General features: G+C 73.2%; 13 protein-coding genes and 1 riboswitch. Of the genes, 9 read left to right on the forward strand and 4 right to left on the reverse strand.

The annotated features are described in order from the left end of the window. The first annotated feature begins 20 nt into the window (after positions 1–20). Entirely contained in the window at positions 21–842 is an 822-nt protein-coding gene (locus PS271_RS22505) for an ABC transporter permease (protein WP_398384098.1), read from the forward strand. A 125-nt stretch (positions 843–967) separates the two neighbouring features. Further along, positions 968–2,026, forward strand: a complete 1,059-nt coding sequence (locus PS271_RS22510; RefSeq protein WP_398384099.1) for an ABC transporter substrate-binding protein — start codon at positions 968–970, stop codon at positions 2,024–2,026. Here PS271_RS22510 and PS271_RS22515 read toward each other — a convergent pair. Then, positions 2,010–2,981 carry a ferredoxin family protein gene (locus PS271_RS22515; RefSeq protein WP_398384100.1) on the reverse strand — a complete coding sequence of 324 codons (972 nt, stop codon included), beginning with the start codon at positions 2,979–2,981 and terminating at the stop codon, positions 2,010–2,012. The two genes, PS271_RS22510 and PS271_RS22515, sit on opposite strands and share 17 nt — an antisense overlap. Positions 2,982–3,089: 108 nt before the next feature. Further along, positions 3,090–4,352: a citrate/2-methylcitrate synthase gene (locus PS271_RS22520; RefSeq protein WP_398384102.1), complete on the reverse strand. Its 1,263-nt coding sequence runs from the start codon at positions 4,350–4,352 to the stop codon at positions 3,090–3,092. Between the two features lie 115 nt (positions 4,353–4,467). On the opposite strand from PS271_RS22520, the gene PS271_RS22525 reads away from it, so the two are divergent. Beyond that, the gene (locus PS271_RS22525; RefSeq protein WP_398384104.1) at positions 4,468–5,616 is read left to right on the forward strand and encodes a citrate synthase/methylcitrate synthase; all 1,149 of its coding nucleotides are present in this window, start codon (positions 4,468–4,470) and stop codon (positions 5,614–5,616) included. Positions 5,617–5,632: 16 nt separating this feature from the next. Further along, complete coding sequence (locus PS271_RS22530) at positions 5,633–6,700, forward strand: CobW family GTP-binding protein (RefSeq protein WP_398384106.1); 1,068 nt, start codon at positions 5,633–5,635, stop codon at positions 6,698–6,700. A gap of 65 nt (positions 6,701–6,765) precedes the next feature. On the opposite strand, the gene PS271_RS22535 is transcribed toward PS271_RS22530, so the two are convergent. Next, complete coding sequence (locus PS271_RS22535; RefSeq protein WP_398384108.1) at positions 6,766–9,222, reverse strand: DNA gyrase/topoisomerase IV subunit A; 2,457 nt, start codon at positions 9,220–9,222, stop codon at positions 6,766–6,768. A gap of 237 nt (positions 9,223–9,459) precedes the next feature. Between PS271_RS22535 and PS271_RS22540 the strand changes: the two genes are divergently transcribed. The 4 genes from PS271_RS22540 (at position 9,460) to PS271_RS22555 (ending at position 14,374) form a co-directional block, all read left to right on the forward strand. Further along, entirely contained in the window at positions 9,460–10,803 is a 1,344-nt protein-coding gene (locus tag PS271_RS22540; RefSeq protein WP_398386992.1) for a M16 family metallopeptidase, read from the forward strand. 35 nt (positions 10,804–10,838) lie between these two features. After that, positions 10,839–12,206, forward strand: coding sequence for a M16 family metallopeptidase (locus PS271_RS22545; RefSeq protein ID WP_398386994.1), 1,368 nt, complete (start codon positions 10,839–10,841; stop codon positions 12,204–12,206). Between the two features lie 216 nt (positions 12,207–12,422). Then, positions 12,423–12,578, forward strand: a riboswitch (cyclic di-AMP (ydaO/yuaA leader). 13 nt (positions 12,579–12,591) lie between these two features. Beyond that, complete coding sequence (locus PS271_RS22550) at positions 12,592–13,401, forward strand: M23 family metallopeptidase (protein WP_398384110.1); 810 nt, start codon at positions 12,592–12,594, stop codon at positions 13,399–13,401. Between the two features lie 307 nt (positions 13,402–13,708). Then, a complete protein-coding gene (locus tag PS271_RS22555; RefSeq protein WP_391474697.1) occupies positions 13,709–14,374 on the forward strand; it encodes a GntR family transcriptional regulator in 666 nt (221 codons plus the stop codon). 207 nt (positions 14,375–14,581) lie between these two features. On the opposite strand, the gene PS271_RS22560 is transcribed toward PS271_RS22555, so the two are convergent. Beyond that, positions 14,582–14,863, reverse strand: a complete 282-nt coding sequence (locus PS271_RS22560) for an HPr family phosphocarrier protein (RefSeq protein WP_398384112.1) — start codon at positions 14,861–14,863, stop codon at positions 14,582–14,584. Positions 14,864–14,970: 107 nt separating this feature from the next. On the opposite strand from PS271_RS22560, the gene PS271_RS22565 reads away from it, so the two are divergent. Further along, entirely contained in the window at positions 14,971–17,766 is a 2,796-nt protein-coding gene (locus tag PS271_RS22565; RefSeq protein WP_398384114.1) for a bifunctional acetate--CoA ligase family protein/GNAT family N-acetyltransferase, read from the forward strand. Positions 17,767–18,107: the final 341 nt, after the last annotated feature.

The following is an 18,107-nucleotide window of genomic DNA, read 5'->3' on the forward strand; positions in this document are numbered from 1 at the left end:
CGGTCCCTGCCGCCCTGACCATGAACCGGTCCCTGACTCGCGCGAAGGCCGTGCGGCGGCGCAGGCTCACCGTGTACGCGGCGCGGGTGCTGGTGCTCGCCGTCGTCCTGGCGGGGTGGGAGTTGACGGCCCGCAACGGCGTCATTGATCCGTTCAACTTCTCGATGCCGTCGAGGATCTGGGACCAGATCGTCCAGTGGACCCTCCACGGCACCGCGCAGGGCTCGCTCGGGGAGCAGATCTGGTACACGCTCTACGAGGCCCTGCTCGGCTGGGTGTTCGGCGTGGCGGGCGGCGTGGTGCTCGGGATCGCGCTCGGCCGGGTGCGCTTCCTGGCCGACGTCTTCAGCCCGTACATCAAGGTGCTCAACGCGCTGCCGAGGATCGCCCTCGTGCCGATCTTCCTGATCCTGTTCGGGCTGGGGCCCGCCTCCAAGGTCGCCTCGGCGGTCGTGCTGGTCTTCTTCCCCGTCTTCTTCAACGCCTTCCAGGGCGCCCGCGAGGTCGACCGCAACCTGGTGGCCAACGCCCGCATCCTGGGCGCGAGCAACCGCCGGGTGACGCTCCAGGTCGTCATCCCCTCAGCCACCTCCTGGATCTTCACCAGCCTGCACATCAGCTTCGGCTTCGCGCTCATCGGCGCGATCGTCGGCGAGTACCTCGGTGCGTCGAAGGGGATCGGACTGTTGATCTCCGCTTCTCAGGGCACCTTCAACACGGCGGGCGTGTACGCCGCCATGGTCATCCTCGCCGTCGTCGCGCTGCTCGCCGAGGGGGTGCTGACCTTCGCCGAGAAGCGGCTCTTCCGCTGGAAGCCGGGCGGCTCCGGGGCGGGTGACTGACGGCACGCTGCCGGCCTCTGCTCCACCGCCCCCGCTCCACCGCACCCCCACCGCGCTCCCACACCCCCCGCACGTCCCGCACGTCCTGTTCGTCCTCTGTGAACCACTGACCGTAAGGAACAGCGATGCGTACGTTCAGCAAGACCGCCGGAGCCCGCGCGGGCGCCGTCGCGGCCGCGATGTGCCTGACCCTGGCCGGGTGTGCCGACGAGGCGTCCACGAACAAGCCGAACCCGGCGCTCGAGGCGGCGAAGGGTGACATCGTCAAGGTCATGGTCGGCGGCCTGGACAAGGTCATCTACCTGCCGGCGGTCCTCACCCAGCGGCTCGGCTACTTCCAGGAGGAGGGCGTCACCGTCGACCTGCTCACCGAGCCCGCGGGCGTCCAGGCCACCACTGCCCTCGTCTCCGGCGAGGTCCAGGGCGTCGTCGGCTTCTACGACCACACGCTCGACCTCCAGGTGAAGGGCAAGCAGGTGGAGTCCGTGGTCCAGCTCGCCCAGACGCCGGGGGAGGTCGAGGTCGTCTCGAAGAAGGCCGCGGGCGAGCTGGCCTCGCCCAAGGACTTCAAGGGGAAGAAGCTCGGCGTCACCGGGCTCGGTTCCTCCACCGACTTCCTGACGAAGTACCTGGCGGTGAAGAACGGGGTGAAGGTCAGCGACATCACGCCGGTGGCCGTCGGCGCGGGGCAGACCTTCATCTCCGCGCTCCAGCAGGGCTCCATCGACGCCGGGATGACCACCGACCCGACGGTCGCGCAGATCCTCGCCAAGGACGCCGGCAAGGTGCTCGTCGACATGCGCACCCCCGAGGGGGCGCGGGCGGCGCTCGGCGGCCTCTACCCGGCGTCCAGCCTCTACATGAACACCGGATGGGTCGACGACCACAAGGACGTGGTGCAGAAGCTCGCCAACGCCTTCGTGAAGACCCTCACGTGGATGTCCGAGCACACCGCGGAGGAGATCGCGGCCAAGATGCCCGACGACTACGCCAAGGGCGGCAGGGAGCTCTACACCCAGGCGATCAAGAACACCCTGCCGATGTTCACCAAGGACGGTGTGATGCCGGAGGACGGGCCCAGGACGGTCCACGAGGTGCTGAAGTCCTTCAACCCCGAACTCAAGGGAGCCAAGGTGGACCTCCAGAAGACCTACACCACGGAGTTCGTCAAGAAAGCGGGCTGACGGCGTCCGGGCCTGAAGGGCGCGGGCCGGCGAGCGCCGCTGCGGGGACGTCCGTACGGAGAGGAGTGACGGATATGACGTCCATCCGTGCGGGCAGGGCCGGCGCACGCCCGCAGCTCTCCGGCCGGGCGGGCTCCGCAGCGCCCTGTTCGACGGCCACCCGCCAGGCCCGGCCGTCGGTGTGGGCGACGGTGACCGACCAGTGCGGAGCCGCGCCCTCCGTGCGCGTCACGTCGAAGGCGTCCGCGTCCTCCTCGCCGGTGAGCTCGCGCACCGCCAGCTCGGCCGCCTGGGCCGGGCGCTCCCAGGCCGAGCGGCCCCGGCAGTCACCGGTGACGATCCGGCGGTCGCGCACCGCCTCCAGGACGTCCTTGACGCCGTGGGCGGTGACCCGGCCGTACGCGTAGCCGTACGGGAGGACGAAGAGCGTCGGGGAGAAGCGGTGGCCGCCGATGTGGGTGACCTCCCACGCCTCCGCCCCGGACGCGGCCAGTTCGGCGGCGAGGGGGCGGCCCAGCAGGGCGCAGCAGCGGTCGCGCTTGCCGTTGGTGCACACGAACACCAGCGGGTCGCCCTCGTAGGCCTCCCACAGGCCGCCGTGCTCGCCCGCGCCGAGTGCGGAGAGGTCCAGGCGGGTCAGCTCGGCGGGGTCGGCGACCGCGGTGGTGCGGATCCAGGAGCGGCCCGGGGCGGTGTGGGCGGCGAACACGCGGTGGGTGCCGGGCTGGTGGCAGTCGGCGTGGCGGCCGGGGCGGCGGATCAGCGCGATGCGGACGCCTGTGCCCTCCGCGGCCGCGTCGAGCGCCCGGCCGACGGCGGGGTCGAGGTGACTCGTGGTCAGCGCGTCCGCGCCCCAGGGCCCGGGCTGCTCGATGAGCAGCCACGTCCGCGCGGGGGCGGCGGTGCCGGCCAGGGGCTCGGCGAGCTGGCGGGAGGCGGTCGCGCACGTACTCACGAAGGCAAGCCTAACCTGAGTTGCCGGGGTTCGTGTGACGGGCCGGCCGGACGGCTGAAGTCCGCGGGGTGGCCTGAAAGCGTTCCTCGGGCAGTGTTCAGGCGGGCGTCAGGGCAGGGGCTGGGGCGGCGTGGGGCCGGAGTACGCGCCCGAGGGCCGCATCCGCAGGGGGCGCTCCCCGTACTCCTCCAGGGCGTGCGCGATCCAGCCGGCCGTACGGGCCACCGCGAAGACGGTCTCCCCGGCCTCGGGCGGCATCTGCGCGGAGACGGACAACACGGCCAGGGCGAGGTCCACGTTGGCGTGCAGGGGCACGTGCCTGGCCGTCGTCGCCTCGACCTCCCGGGCGGCCGCGAGGGCGTCCGCGGCGGCCGGCACGGCCTCCAGCCGGGCGAAGAGGGCCGTGGCGCGCGGGTCGGGCCCCTTGTAGAGCCGGTGGCCGAGGCCGGGCACGCGGCGCCCGCCGCGCAGGTGGTCGGCCACGACCGCGCCCGCACTGCCCCGCTCCAGCACCTCCGTCAGCATCCGGTGTGCCGGCCCGCTCGCGGCGCCGTGCAGCGGGCTCTCCACAACACCGAGGCCGGCCGTGACGACCGCGTAGGGGTGGGAGCGGGCGGAGGCGGCCACCCGCACCGCGAGCGTGGACACGGCCAGGTCGTGGTCGATGAGCAGCACGAGGGCCGCTTCCAGGACGCGCAGTGACGCCGCGTCGGGCGCCTGCGCGGTCAGCCGCGACCACAGCCGGCGGGGGAGCGGCCCGCCGCCGTCCTCCCGGGGCAGCGGCCCGGCGGCCGGCAGGGCGTCGACCAGCGTGGGGATCAGGCCGCGCGCGGTGCCGAGCACGGCCTGCGGCGAGAGGTCGAAGCGCATCGGGTCGGCCGCCGCCGCCGCGATCGCGGCCACCCGCAGCCGGTCGGCGGGCCCGCTGTGCGCGGGCAGGGACCCCACGGCGCGGAGCGCCGCGATCAGCGCGTCGTGCGGGGCGGCGAACCGCGTGCCGCGCCGCAGCCGGCCCGTCCACAGCCAGTCCGCGACTTCCTCGTACGTGTACCGCTCGGCCAGGGCGGTGGCGTCCACCCCGCGGTAGTAGTACCGGTCCTTGTCGATGAGGGTGACGCTCGTGCGGATCGCCGTCTCGCCGCCGAACGCCGTCTCGCGCCTGTTGCGCCGCAGGAGGGCGTCGACCTCGCGCGCGTCGAAGGTGCTGCCGCGCCCGCCGGCCCCGCGGCTGCTGCTGAGCTGGCCGCGGCTTACGTACGCGTAGACCGTCTCCGGCTTCACGCCGAGCCGCTCGGCGACCTCGCGCGTGGTCAGCCGCCGGTCTTCCGCTCCGGCGTGCGCTTCGCCGCCGTCGGTTCTGTGATCCGCCATGGGGGACACGCTATCCACTCCTCCATACGTTGATTGGAATCAACATTGACAAGTATTGAGTCAAGCATGGACAGTCGCATCAAGTTTTGATCGATCACCTGCTGAGGAGGCAGCCATGCCGATCACCGACGTGCCCCGCGGACTCGCCGGCGTCGTCGTCACCGACACCGCGCTCGGAGACGTCCGCGGCCAGGAGGGCTTCTACCACTACCGCCAGTACTCGGCCGTCGAACTCGCGCAGACGCGCTCCTTCGAGGACGTCTGGCACCTGATGTTCCGCGGGTCCCTGCCGGACGCGCAGCAGCGCGCCCGCTTCGCCGCCGAGACCGCCGCCCTGCGTCACCTGCCGCAGGACGTGCGTGAAGCCCTGCCGGGCATCGCCCGCGCCGGCGCCGGGGCGGGCCCGCTCGCCGGCCTCCGCACCGCGCTTTCCCTGCTCGGCGCCTCCGCCGGCCTCCGGCCCCTCTACGACACCGCCGCCGACCGCCGCGAGGCCGACGCGCTCGCCGCCTGCGCCGCCGTGCCCACCCTGCTCACGGCCCTGCACCGGCTCGGACGGGGCCTGGAGCCCGTCGAGCCGCGCGACGACCTGCCCCACGCCGCCAACTACCTCTACATGCTCACCGGGACCGAGCCGGACCCCCGGCGGGCCCGCGCCGTCGAGCAGTACCTCGTCTCCACCATCGACCACGGCTTCAACGCCTCGACGTTCACCGCCCGCGTCATCGCCTCCACCGGCGCGGACCTCGCCGCCTGCCTGTGCGGCGCGGTCGGCGCACTGTCCGGGCCCCTGCACGGCGGCGCCCCGAGCCGGGCCCTGGACACCCTCGACGCCATCGGCACGCCGGACCGCATCGACGACTGGATCCGCGACCGCGTCCTCGCCGGAGAACGGATCATGGGCTTCGGGCACCCCGTCTACCGCACCGAGGACCCCCGCTCCCGGATGCTCCGCGGCATCGCCCAGGAGTTCGGCGGCAGCCTCGTGGACTTCGCCGTCGAGGTCGAGGCACGCGTGGTGGAGATCCTCGCCCGGCTCAAGCCCGGCCGGGAGCTCCACACCAACGTCGAGTTCTACGCCGGCGTCGTCATGGAGCTGTGCGGGCTGCCGCGCGAGATGTTCACCCCCACCTTCTGCGCGGCCCGCGTCGTCGGCTGGAGCGCCAATATCCTGGAGCAGGCGGAGGACTCGAAGATCATCCGCCCGGCGGCCCGGTACACGGGCCCGACCCCGCCCCAGCCGGTCCCCGCCGCGCTCGACTGACGATGGAGGCGCCCCCGTGGCCAAGCGACAGATCCCGGTCATCGTGCTCGCAGGATTCCTGGGATCGGGCAAGACCACCCTCCTCAACCACCTCCTGGGGAGAAGCGGGGGCACCCGCATCGGGGCGGTCGTCAACGACTTCGGCAGCATCGAGATCGACGCCATGAGCGTCGCCGGGCAGGTCGACTCGATGGTCTCGCTCGGCAACGGCTGCCTGTGCTGCGCCGTGGACACCAGCGAGCTCGACGGCTTCCTCGACAAGCTGTCGCGCCCGGCGGCCCGCATCGACGTCATCGTCATCGAGGCCAGCGGGCTCGCGGAGCCGCAGGAGCTCATCCGGATGATCCTCGCCAGCGACAACAAGGACATCGTCTACGGAGGGCTCGTCGAGGTCGTCGACGCGGCGGAGTTCGCCGCCACCCGCGCCCGCCACCCCGAGCTCGACCGGCACGTGGCGATCGCCGACCTCGTCGTCCTCAACAAGGCCGACAGGATCGGCGACGAGGCCCGCCAGGACCTCCTCGCCGAACTGGCGGAGCTCAGCCCCGGCACGCCCGTCGTACCGGCGTCCTACGGGCGCGTCGACCCGGAGCTGCTCTTCGACCGCAAGCCGCGCGAGGAGGACACGGCCGTGGTGCGGCAGCTGTCCTTCGAGGACCTGCACGCCGACGACGAGGACGACTGCCACGAGCACGATTGCCACGACGGCTGCGACCACAGCGGGCACCTGCACGCCGCCTACGAGAGCATCGAGTTCGTCTCCGCGGAGCCCGTGGACCCGCGGCGGCTGATGGAGTTCCTCGACAGCCGGCCGGAGGGCCTCTACCGCATCAAGGGCTTCGTGTACTTCGGCATAGCCGGGCACAAGCACAAGTTCGCCGTGCACGCCGTGGGCGACTTCCTGCGCTTCTACCCCTCGTCCTGGGCCCGCGCCGAGGAACGGCTCACCCAGCTCGTACTGATCGGGAAGGGGGTCGACGCAGGGGCGCTGCGGGCCGGCCTGGAGCGCTGCCGCGTCTCCCCGGGGGAGCCCCTCGCCGAGGAGCACACCATGTGGGGAGTCCTGCGCTACGCACAGGCCTGAACGCGTAGGCCTGAACGCACATGCCTGACGGGGGGCGCCCTCCGCGGGCGCCCCCCGACCGCTGCTTACACCGGGCCCGCGAGCGCGCTCACCGGCTTCGCCAGGGGCGTGCCCGAGCCGTCACGGCGCGGGTCGGTCTCCGGCAGCTCCACCGGGACGCCCTTGGCGTCCGCGGCGCGCGCCGGAGCCGGCCCCGCCCAGGCCATCACCAGGCAGTCCTCGCCCTTGAGGAAGCGCTGGCAGCGCACCCCGCCCGTCGCCCGCCCCTTGCGCGGGTACTGGTCGAACGGCGTCAGCTTCGCCGTGCCCTCCGTGGCACCGCCCATGCCGCCCCGCGCCCCGGCCCGGGTGAAGACCACCGCGTCGGCCGCCGGGTCGATGGCCGTGAAAGAGATCACCTTCGCGCCCGCGGACAGCTTGACGCCCGCCATGCCGCCCGCCGGGCGGCCCTGCGGACGCACCTGCGAGGCCTGGTAGCGCAGCAGCTGGGCGTCGTCCGTGACGAAGACCAGGTCCTCCTCGCCCGTCCGCAGCTCGGCCGCGCCCACGATCCGGTCGCCCTCCTTGAGGGAGATGACCTCCAGCTCGTCCTTGTTGGCCGGATAGTCCGGGACCACGCGCTTGACGACGCCCTGCTCCGTGCCGATCGCGAGCCCCGGCGAGGACTCGTCCAGCGTCGTGAGGCAGACGACCGTCTCACCGTCCTCCAGGGTCAGGAACTCCGGCACCGGCGCCCCGCCCGACAGGCTGGGTGCCGCCGCCGTCTCCGGCAGCTGCGGGAGGTCGATCACCCGCACCCGCAGCAGCCGCCCGGCCGACGTCACCGCCCCCACCTCGCCCAGGGCCGTCGCCGGCACCGCCGAGACGATCACGTCGTGCTTGACGCGCTTGGCGTCGCCCGCGGCCGGCGGGAACGGCTCGCCCGTGGCCGTACGGGCCAGCAGGCCGGTGGAGGACATCAGGACGCGGCACGGGTCGTCGGCGACCTGGAGCGGCACCGCCGACGCCGGGGCGCCCGCCGACTCCAGCAGGACCGTACGGCGGTCGGTGCCGAACTTCTTCGCCACGTCGCCCAGTTCGTTCGAGACCAGCTTGCGCAGCTCCGTGTCGGACTCCAGGATCCGCGTCAGCTTCTCGATCTCCTCGGTCAGCCGGTCGCGCTCGGCCTCCAGCTCGATGCGGTCGAACTTCGTCAGCCGGCGCAGCGGGGTGTCGAGGATGTACTGCGTCTGCACCTCGGAGAGGGAGAAGCGGGCGATCAGGGCCTCCTTGGCCTGCGCCGCGTTCTCACTCGATCGAATGATCCTGATGACCTCGTCGATGTCGAGCAGCGCCACCAGCAGGCCCTCGACCAGGTGCAGCCGGTCGCGCCGCTTGCCGCGCCGGAACTCGCTGCGCCGCCGCACCACCTCGAAGCGGTGGTCGACGTAGACCTCCAGGAGCTCCTTGAGCCCCAGGGTCAGCGGCTGGCCGTCGACCAGCGCCACGTTGTTGATGCCGAAGGACTCCTCCATCGGCGTGAGCTTGTAGAGCTGCTCCAGGACGGCCTCGGGGTTGAAGCCGTTCTTGATCTCGATGACCAGGCGCAGGCCGTGGGCGCGGTCGGTGAGGTCCTTGACGTCGGCGATGCCCTGGAGCTTCTTCGAGCCGACCAGGTCCTTGATCTTGGAGATGACCTTCTCGGGGCCGACCGCGAAGGGCAGCTCGGTGACCACCAGGCCCTTGCGGCGGGCCGTCACGTTCTCCACGGCGACCGTGGCACGGATCTTGAAGGTGCCGCGGCCGGTCTCGTACGCATCGCGGACGCCGCTCAGGCCGACGATCCGGCCACCCGTGGGCAGGTCCGGGCCGGGGATGAACTTCATCAGCGTGTCGAGGTCGGCGCCCGGGTGCTTGATCAGGTGCCGGGCGGCGGCGACGACCTCGCCGAGGTTGTGCGGCGGCATGTTCGTCGCCATGCCGACCGCGATCCCGGACGAGCCGTTCACCAGCAGGTTCGGATAGGCGGCGGGCAGGGCGACGGGCTCCTGCTCGCTGCCGTCGTAGTTCGGCGTGAAATCGACCGTGTCCTCTTCGATGGACTCCGTCATCAAGGACGTGGCCGACGCCATACGGGCCTCGGTGTAGCGCATGGCCGCGGGCGGGTCGTCGTTGCCGAGCGAGCCGAAGTTGCCGTGGCCGTCGACCAGCGGCACGCGCATGGAGAACGGCTGCGCCATGCGCACCAGGGCGTCGTAGATGGAGGCGTCACCGTGCGGGTGCAGCTTTCCCATCACCTCGCCGACGACGCGGGCACACTTCACGTAGCCGCGGTCGGGGCGCAGGCCCATCTCGTTCATCTGGTAGAGGATGCGGCGGTGGACCGGCTTGAGGCCGTCGCGCGCGTCGGGCAGGGCCCGGGAGTAGATGACGGAGTAGGCGTACTCGAGGAAGGAACCCTGCATCTCGTCGACGACGTCGATGTCGAGGATGCGCTCCTCGAAGTTCTCCGGCGGCGGGGTCTTCGTGCTGCGGCGGGCCATCGCGGCTGCGGCTCCTTCGATCGATTGCCGAGGCAGGGTGCTGACGCGGACCATTGTGGACCGCGCCACTGACAACACCGGACACGACCCGTCCGTAAGGGGGCACCGCGCCGGGAACTTCGCCGGATGTCAGCGCGCTTGCATACAGTGACAGCACTGTTCATCACGCGAGCCATCGCGCACGAGTCGTCGCGCACGGGCGCGAGATTTCAAGCGATCGAAGGGACGTACATGCCCATGGGTCACACGGCCACGCAACAGGCCGGTACCGGCGGCCTGACAGCGACCGAGCACCGCCTGGCCAACGGCCTGCGGGTGGTGCTCTCCGAAGACCACCTGACCCCGGTCGCCGCCGTCTGCCTCTGGTACGACGTCGGCTCGCGGCACGAGGTCAAGGGCCGCACAGGCCTCGCCCACCTCTTCGAGCACCTTATGTTCCAGGGCTCCGCCCAGGTCAAGGGGAACGGCCATTTCGAGCTGGTGCAGGGCGCCGGCGGCTCCCTCAACGGCACCACCAGCTTCGAGCGCACCAACTACTTCGAGACCATGCCGGCCCACCAGCTGGAGCTGGCCCTGTGGCTCGAAGCCGACCGGATGGGCTCCCTGCTCACCGCCCTCGACGACGAGTCGATGGAGAACCAGCGCGACGTCGTCAAGAACGAGCGCCGCCAGCGCTACGACAACGTCCCCTACGGCACCGCCTTCGAGCGGCTGACCGCCATGGTCTTCCCCGACGGCCACCCGTACCACCACACTCCGATCGGCTCCATGGCCGACCTGGACGCGGCCTCCCTGGAGGACGCCCGCGCCTTCTTCCGCACGTACTACGCGCCGGGCAACGCCGTCCTGTCGGTCGTCGGCGACATCGACCCCGAGCAGACGCTCGCCTGGATCGAGAAGTACTTCGGCTCCATCCCCGCGCACGACGGGAAGCAGCCCCCGCGCGACGGCAGCCTCCCCGTCACCATCGGCGAGGAGCTGCGCCAGGTCGTCCGCGAAGAGGTCCCGGCGCGCGCCATGATGGCCGCCTACCGCCTCCCGCAGGACGGCTCCCGCGAGGCCGACGCCGCCGACCTGGCCGTCACCGTCCTCGGCGGCGGCGAGTCCTCCCGGCTCCACAACCGCCTCGTCCGCCACGACCGCACGGCCGTCGCCGCCGGCTTCGGCCTGCTGCGCCTCGCGGGCGCCCCCTCGCTGGGCTGGCTGGACGTCAAGGCCTCCGGCGGCGCCGAGGTCGCCGACATCGAATCCGCCGTCGACGAGGAGCTGGCCCGCTTCGCCGCCGAGGGCCCGACGCCCGAGGAGATGGAGCGCGCGCAGGCCCAGCTGGAGCGCGAGTGGCTGGACCGCCTCGCGACCGTCAGCGGCCGCGCCGACGAACTGTGCCGCTTCGCGGTGCTGTTCGGCGACCCCCAGCTCGCCCTCACCGCCGTGCAGCGCGTCCTGGACATCACCCCCCAGGAGGTGCAGCAGGTCGCCCAGGCCCGCCTGCGCCCCGACAACCGCGCCGTGCTGGTGTACGAGCCCACCACCCCCGCCGCCGACGAGACCGCCGACGCAGAAGAGGAGACGGCCAAGTGAGCGACGCCGTAGCCGCTGACCCCGCACACCCCTCCATGGACTTCCACCCGCGGCCCCAGGCCGGGCCCGCGGCCCCCTGGGCCTTCCCCGCGCCCGAGCGCGGCACGCTCCCCAACGGCCTGACGGTGCTGCGCTGCCACCGCCCCGGCCAGCAGGTCGTCGCCGTGGACATCAACGTGGTGGCTCCCCTGGACGCCGAGCCCGAGGACCTCGACGGCGTCGCCACCATCATGGCGCGCGCCCTGTCCGAGGGCACCGACAAGCACACCGCCGAGGAGTTCACCGCCGAGCTGGAGCGCTGCGGCGCCACCCTCGACGCCCACGCCGACCACCCCGGCGTGCGCCTCTCCCTGGAGGTGCCGGCCTCCCGCCTCGCCAAGGCCCTCGGCCTCGTCGCCGACGCCCTGCGCGCCCCGGCCTTCCCGGACCACGAGATCGAGCGCCTGGTGGGCAACCGTCTGGACGAGATCCCGCACGAGCTGGCCAACCCCTCCCGCCGGGCCGCCATGGCGCTCTCCAAGGAGCTCTTCCCGGCCGGGTCGCGGATGTCCCGCCCCCGCCAGGGCACCGAGGAGACCGTCGCCCGCATCGACGCCGCCTCCGTGCGCGCCTTCTACGAGGCCCACGTCCGGCCCGCCACCACGACCGCCGTGGTCGTCGGCGACTTCACCGGCATCGACCTCGACGGGGCCCTCGCCGACTCGCTCGGCGCCTGGACGGGCTCCCCGGCCGAGCCGCACCCGCTGCCGCCGGTCACCGCCGACGACACCGGCCGTGTCGTCATCGTGGACCGCCCCGGCGCGGTCCAGACGCAGCTCCTCATCGGCCGCGTCGGCGCCGACCGGCACGACGCGGTGTGGCCCGCCCAGTCCGTAGGCACGTACTGCCTCGGCGGCACCCTCACCTCCCGCCTGGACCGCGTCCTGCGCGAGGAGAAGGGCTACACCTACGGCGTCCGGGCCTTCGGCCAGGTGCTGCTGTCCTCCCCGGAGGGCACCGGCGCGGCCATGCTGGCCATCAGCGGCTCGGTGGACACCGCCTCCACCGGCCCCGCCCTGGGGGACCTGTGGACGGTGCTGCGCACCCTCGCCGAAGGCGGCCTGACGGACGAGGAGCGCGACTCCGCCGTGCAGAACCTCGTCGGCGTCGCCCCGCTCAAGTACGAGACGGCCGCGGCCGTCGCCGGGACGCTGGCCGACCAGGTCGAGCAGCACCTCCCGGACGACTTCCAGGCGCGGCTGTACGAGCGCCTCGCCGCGACGGGCACGGTGGAGGCCACGGCCGCCGTCGTCAACGCCTTCCCGGTCGACCGGCTGGTGACGGTGCTCGTCGGTGACGCCGCGCAGATCGAGGAGCCCGTCCGGGCCCTCGGCATCGGCGACGTGACCGTGATCACGGGCTGAACCCCGGCGGCGGGCCGGCCCCGCCGACCTGCCGTCAACCGGCAGGCACGCGCGCCCGGCAGGCGCGCGTGCCTGCCAAATGTCCGGTTTAGCGGAGTGGTTGCACGTCTGCACTGTGGCGTGGGCCACAAAATGGGGCTTCTGTTTGCCGATCGAAAGTGACGGCGTCTAGCGTCAAAGCGTCTGTCCGTCAGATGTGCGTCGCATCCGCGGCCCGGGCAGACATCGCCGAGTCCCCGTACGGCGCGAGCCAGGGGAGCCGGGGACCCAAGTGTCCCTGGGGTGAATCGGGCCCCTTTCCGGAGGGATCCGTAGGAGACCTTCCTGCTCCGAACCCGTCAGCTAACCCGGTAGGCGAGAGGGAAGGAAAGGACCAGCCTCACCCATGGCGTTCACTCGTGCCACCGGGAAACACCGCAAGCCGAGCCGCGCCGTTCGCGTCAGCGCGAACGCGGCGGGCATAGCCACCCTCGCCGCCACCGGTGTCGTCGCGGGCTTCGCCGCCCCGGCGCTGGCCGCTTCCCCCGACGACGTCCACCGCACCACCGAGGACACCGGCCTGACCCAGGCCGTCGTCATCGGCGAGGACACCGCCGGCCGCATCGGCGAGCAGGCTCAGGTCCAGAGCAGCGCCGCCGCCGAGTCCGCGGCCGCCCACGACGCCGAGGCCGCCGCCAAGCAGCAGGCCGCCGACGTCAAGAAGGCCGACGACGAGGCCAAGCGCAAGGCCGAGGCCGAGCGCAAGGAGCAGGAGCGCATCGCCCGCGAGCAGGAGCGCAAGCGCCTCAACACCTTCGTCTCGCCGATCGCCGGCTCGTACGTCTCCACGTCCTACAAGGCCTCCAGCGGCCTGTGGTCCTCCGGCAGCCACACCGGCGTCGACTTCCACGCCGAGACCGGCACCTCGGTCCAGGCTGTGGGCGCCGGCACCGTCGTCGAGGCGGGCTGGGGCGGCGCGTACGGCAACAACGTCGTCATCAAGCACAACGACGGCACGTACACGCAGTACGGCCACCTGTCGTCCATCGGCGTCTCCGTCGGCCAGAGCGTCACCGCCGGCCAGCAGATCGGCCTCTCCGGCGCCACGGGCAACGTCACCGGCCCGCACCTGCACTTCGAGGCCCGCACGGGCGCCGTCTACGGCACCGACATCGACCCCGTCGCGTACCTCGCCGAGCACGGCGTCTCCCTCTGACGCACCGCGCCCGGCGGCGCCCCGCGCGCCCCATCGCCTGACGAAGGCCCCGGCCCACCGGCCGGGGCCTTCGCCGTGCCCGGCCCGAGTCCGTCCGCCGGCCCGCTGCCCGCCCCCGTGTTGGCCAAAACATATCGATGACTTCCCGTGCGCCGTCGGAAATCGCGGGCCTCTGCAATAGAGTCGCTGAACAAACGTCAATCGGCCGCGTTTCGCGGGGGTTATCCGGAGGTCCACCCATGCGGGGCCGTACGTGAACGGTGAGGGGACAGCGGCTCAAGAGAGCCGTCGGATTTCCGCGCATGCCGTGTGCACGGCGATTCGTGACGACATTGTTTCCGGCACGTTTCCGCCCGGCAGCCGGCTCACCGAGGAAGTCCTCGCGCGCCGCTACGGCGTCTCCCGCGTGCCCGTGCGCGAGGCGCTGCGCACCCTCGCCTCGGAAGGGTTCGTGACCACCCGGCGGCACGCCGGCGCGTGCGTCGCCGAGCCCACCGAGCAGGAGGCCGCGGATCTGCTGGAGGTGCGCGCCCTGCTGGAGCCGCTGGGCGCCGCGCGCGCCGCGCAGCGCCGCACGGAGGCGCACCTGAAGGTGTTGCGCGGGCTGGTCAGGCTGGGCCAGGAGCGGGCCCGGGGCGGCCGTACGGGCGAGCTGCGGCCGCTGGGCGACTGGTTCGACGAGACGCTCGCCCAGGCGTCCGGAAGCCCCAGCATCGCGGGGCTGCTCACCCAGCTGCGGCTCAAGATCGCCTGGGTGTACGCGGCGGAGCCGCCGGTGCGGCCCGTCGACACGTGGGAGCTGCTCGGCGCCCTCGTGGACGCCGTCGCCCGCGGCGACGCCGAGCGGGCCCGGGCGATCGCCGCGGCCCGCGCGGACCGGGTGCCGGGGGAATTCCGGCTGCGGCGCGCAGTGCCGGCGGCACGGAAGGGGAATGCGGCGCCCGGTGTGAGAACGGTGATCGCCGGTTCTTGAAGCGCGCATTAGTGCCCGCGAGTTACCGAAGGAAATGTTCTCCGGCTGAACTCGCACCTATGGAATGCGCTGCTGTCGCGGCGTGAATGCCATGGATTTCTCTTGGGGCAACGCTCGGAACGCTCGGGAACGGCGCTCAGGAACGACAACGGGGCCGCGGCGGCCTCCCTCGGCCGCCGCGGCCCCGCCGCGTGCGATTCCGTCGGATCAGACGGTCTCCGGAAGCTCCTCAAGGCCCTCGGCGACCAGCTTCGCCAGGCGGTCCAGAGCAGCCTCGGCACCCTCGGCGTCGCTCGCCAGGACGATCTCCTCGCCACCCTGGGCGCCCAGGCCCAGCACGGCCAGCATCGAGCCGGCGTTGACGGGGGTGCCGTCGGCCTTGGCGATCGTCATGGGGACGCCGGCGGCGGTCGCCGCACGGACGAAGATCGACGCGGGACGGGCGTGCAGGCCCTCGGCCCAGCCGACGTTGACGCGGCGCTCAGCCATGGTGTTGCCCTTCAAGTCGTAGGGGTTGTCTAGACCAGTGTCTCACGGTGCCCGGAGTGCTCCGCGGCAGCGCTCCGGCTGTCAGCGCCCGGCCTTACGCTGGCCCCATGCAGACGACGCCGGCGCAGTCCGGGCACGAGCACGCCTACCCCGCCCACTGGGAAGCCGACGTCGTGCTGCGCGACGGCGGCACCGCCCATCTGCGCCCCATCGCGCCGGACGACGCGCAGCGGCTCGTGAGCTTCTACGAGCAGGTCTCGGACGAGTCGAAGTACTACCGCTTCTTCGCCCCCTACCCCCGCCTCTCCGACCGGGACGTGCACCGCTTCACCCATCACGACTACGTGGACCGGGTCGGCCTCGCCGCCACCGTCGGCGGCGAGTTCATCGCCACCGTCCGCTACGACCGCATCGACGGCCGCGGCATGCCGGCGTCCGGACCGGCCGACGAGGCCGAGGTCGCCTTCCTCGTCCAGGACGCCCACCAGGGCCGCGGCGTCGCCTCCGCCCTCCTGGAGCACATCGCGGCCGTCGCCCGGGAGCGCGGAATCCGGCGCTTCACCGCGGAGGTGCTGCCCGCCAACACCAAGATGATCAAGGTGTTCACGGACGCGGGCTACACCCAGAAGCGCAGCTTCGAGGACGGCGTCGTCCGCCTCCAACTGGACCTGGAGCCCACCGACCGCTCGCTGGCCGTCCAGCGGGCCCGCGAGCAGCGCGCCGAGGCCCGCTCGGTCCAGCGGCTGATCGCGCCCGGCTCCGTCGCCGTCATCGGCACCGGCCGCGCGCCCGGCGGCATGGGGCGCACCGTCCTGCGCAATCTGCTCGCCGGCGGCTTCACCGGCCGGGTGCACGCCGTCAACCACGCCTTCCCCGAGGACCTCACCCGGCTCGAACCGGAGGGCGTGCCCGCCCACCGCTCCGTCCTCGGCATCGACGGGCCCGTCGACCTCGCCGTCGTCGCCGTTCCGGCCGAGCAGGTGCCCTCCGTCGTCGCCGAGTGCGGCGAGCACGGCGTCCAGGGGCTCGTCGTCCTCTCCGCCGGGTACGGCGAGAGCGGCGCCGACGGGCGCCACCGGCAGCGCGAGCTGGTGCGCCAGGCCCGCTCGTACGGGATGCGCATCATCGGGCCCAACGCGTTCGGGCTCATCAACACCGCCGCCGGCGTCCGCCTGAACGCCTCCCTGTCGCCCGAGCTGCCCGCCGCCGGGCGCATAGGGCTCTTCAGCCAGTCCGGGGCCATCGGCATCGCCCTGCTGTCCGGGCTGCACCGGCGAGCCGCCGGGCTCGTCGGCATCTCCACCTTCGTCTCCGCCGGCAACCGCGCGGACGTCTCCGGCAACGACTTCTTGCAGTACTGGCACGACGACCCCGACACCGACCTCGTGCTCATGTACCTGGAGTCCATCGGCAACCCCCGCAAGTTCACGCGGCTCGCCCGGCGCACCGCCGCCCGCAAGCCGGTCGTCGTCGTCAAGGGCGCCCGGCACGGCGGCGCCGCGCCCACCGGGCACGCCGTGCCCACCACCCGGATCCCCGACGCCACCGTCTCCGACCTGCTCCGGCAGGCCGGCGTCATCCGCGTCGACACGGTCACCGAGCTCGCCGACACCGGGCTCCTCCTCGCCTCCCAGCCGCTGCCCGCCGGCCCGCGCGTCGCCATCCTCGGCAACTCCGAGTCCCTCGCCCTGCTCACCTACGACGCCTGCCTCACGGACGGGCTGCGGCCTCAGCCGCCGTACGACCTGACCACCGGCGCCCGGCCCGCCGACTTCCGCCGCGCGCTGGCCGGGGCCCTGGCGGACGAGGAGTGCGACGCCGTCGTCGTCACCGCCATCCCCTGGGTCGGGGACGCCTCCGCGGCCGACCTCGCCGGGGCGCTGCGGGAGGCGGTCGCGGCCTCGCCCGCCGCGAAGCCGGTCACCGTCGTGCACCTGGAGATCCCCGGGCTCGCGGAAGCCCTCGCCGAGCCGCCGGAGCCGGCCGCCGCGGGCGACGGGGGCGCGGCCGTACGGATCCCCGCCTACCCCGCCGCCGAGCGGGCCGTACGGGCCCTCGCCGAGGCCGCGCGCTACGCACGCTGGCGGCGGCTCGCGGCCGAGCCGGGGCGGGTGCCGGAGTACGACGACATCGACGAGGCGGGCGCCGCCGCGGACATCGAAGTGCTCCTGGAGGCCCACGGCGCCGTCCTCGCGCCGCCGCCCGAGGGGCCCCGCGCGGTCACCCTCTCCGCGCCCGACACGCAGCGGCTCCTCGCCCGGTACGGGATCGCCGTGCTGCCCGCCCTGCCGGCGCCCGACCCCGACAGCGCCGTGCGGGCGGCCGGGCGGCTCGGCTTCCCCGTCACCCTCAAGCCCACGGCCCCGCACCTGCGCCACCGCGCCGACCTCGGGGGCGTCCGGCTCGACCTCGGCGGCGAGGCGGAACTGCGCCGCGCGTACGCCGAATTGACCGAGCTCCTCGGCAAGCCCGAGGAGACCCGGCTCGTCGTCCAGTCCATGGCGCCGCGCGGGGTCGACACGGTGGTGCGGGCGGCGATCGATCCGGCGGCGGGCGCGGTCCTGTCCTTCGGGCTGGCCGGGGCGCCGTCGCTGCTGCTCGGCGACACCGCGCACCGGCTCGTCCCCGTGACCGACCGGGACGCCGCCGAGCAGATCCGCTCGATCCGCACCGCGCCGCTGCTCTTCGGCTGGCGCGGTGCGGCGCCGGTGGACACGCGGGCGCTGGAGGAGCTGCTGCTACGGGTCTCCCGGCTCGTCGACGACCACCCGGAGGTCGTCGGCGCCGACCTGGAACCGGTGATCGTCGCGCCCCGGGGCGTCCACGTCCTCGGCGCCACGATCCGCCTCTCCCCGGCCCCGGCCCGCACGGACCTGGGCCCCCGCAGCCTGCCGGTGGTCTGACAGCAACAGCCCACCGGGTTGCACCCGGCCGCGCGGCCTGGGCCGCGCCGGGCACCGCCGACCACGCCGGAGCGGGTTGCTCGCCGCGGCGGCGGGGCGAGAGTGCCCGGCGGCGGCGGTGTGTGCGTGCGACGCGGGCTGCCGCTGCCCTGCCGGGCAAGCCTTGTCCGCCGCGGCGGTGCCTGGCCACGATGCCGATCACGCCGGCGTGGGTTGCTTGCCGTCGCGGGGGTGCCTGGGCGGCGGCGGAGTGCAAGTCGGCGCGGGCTGTCGCTGTCCTGCCGGGCAACCCATGCCCGCCGCAGCGGCGCTCAGCCTCGATGGTGCTGTTCGGCGGTGCC

The sequence above is a fragment of the Streptomyces sp. SCA2-17 genome (assembly GCF_044336695.1).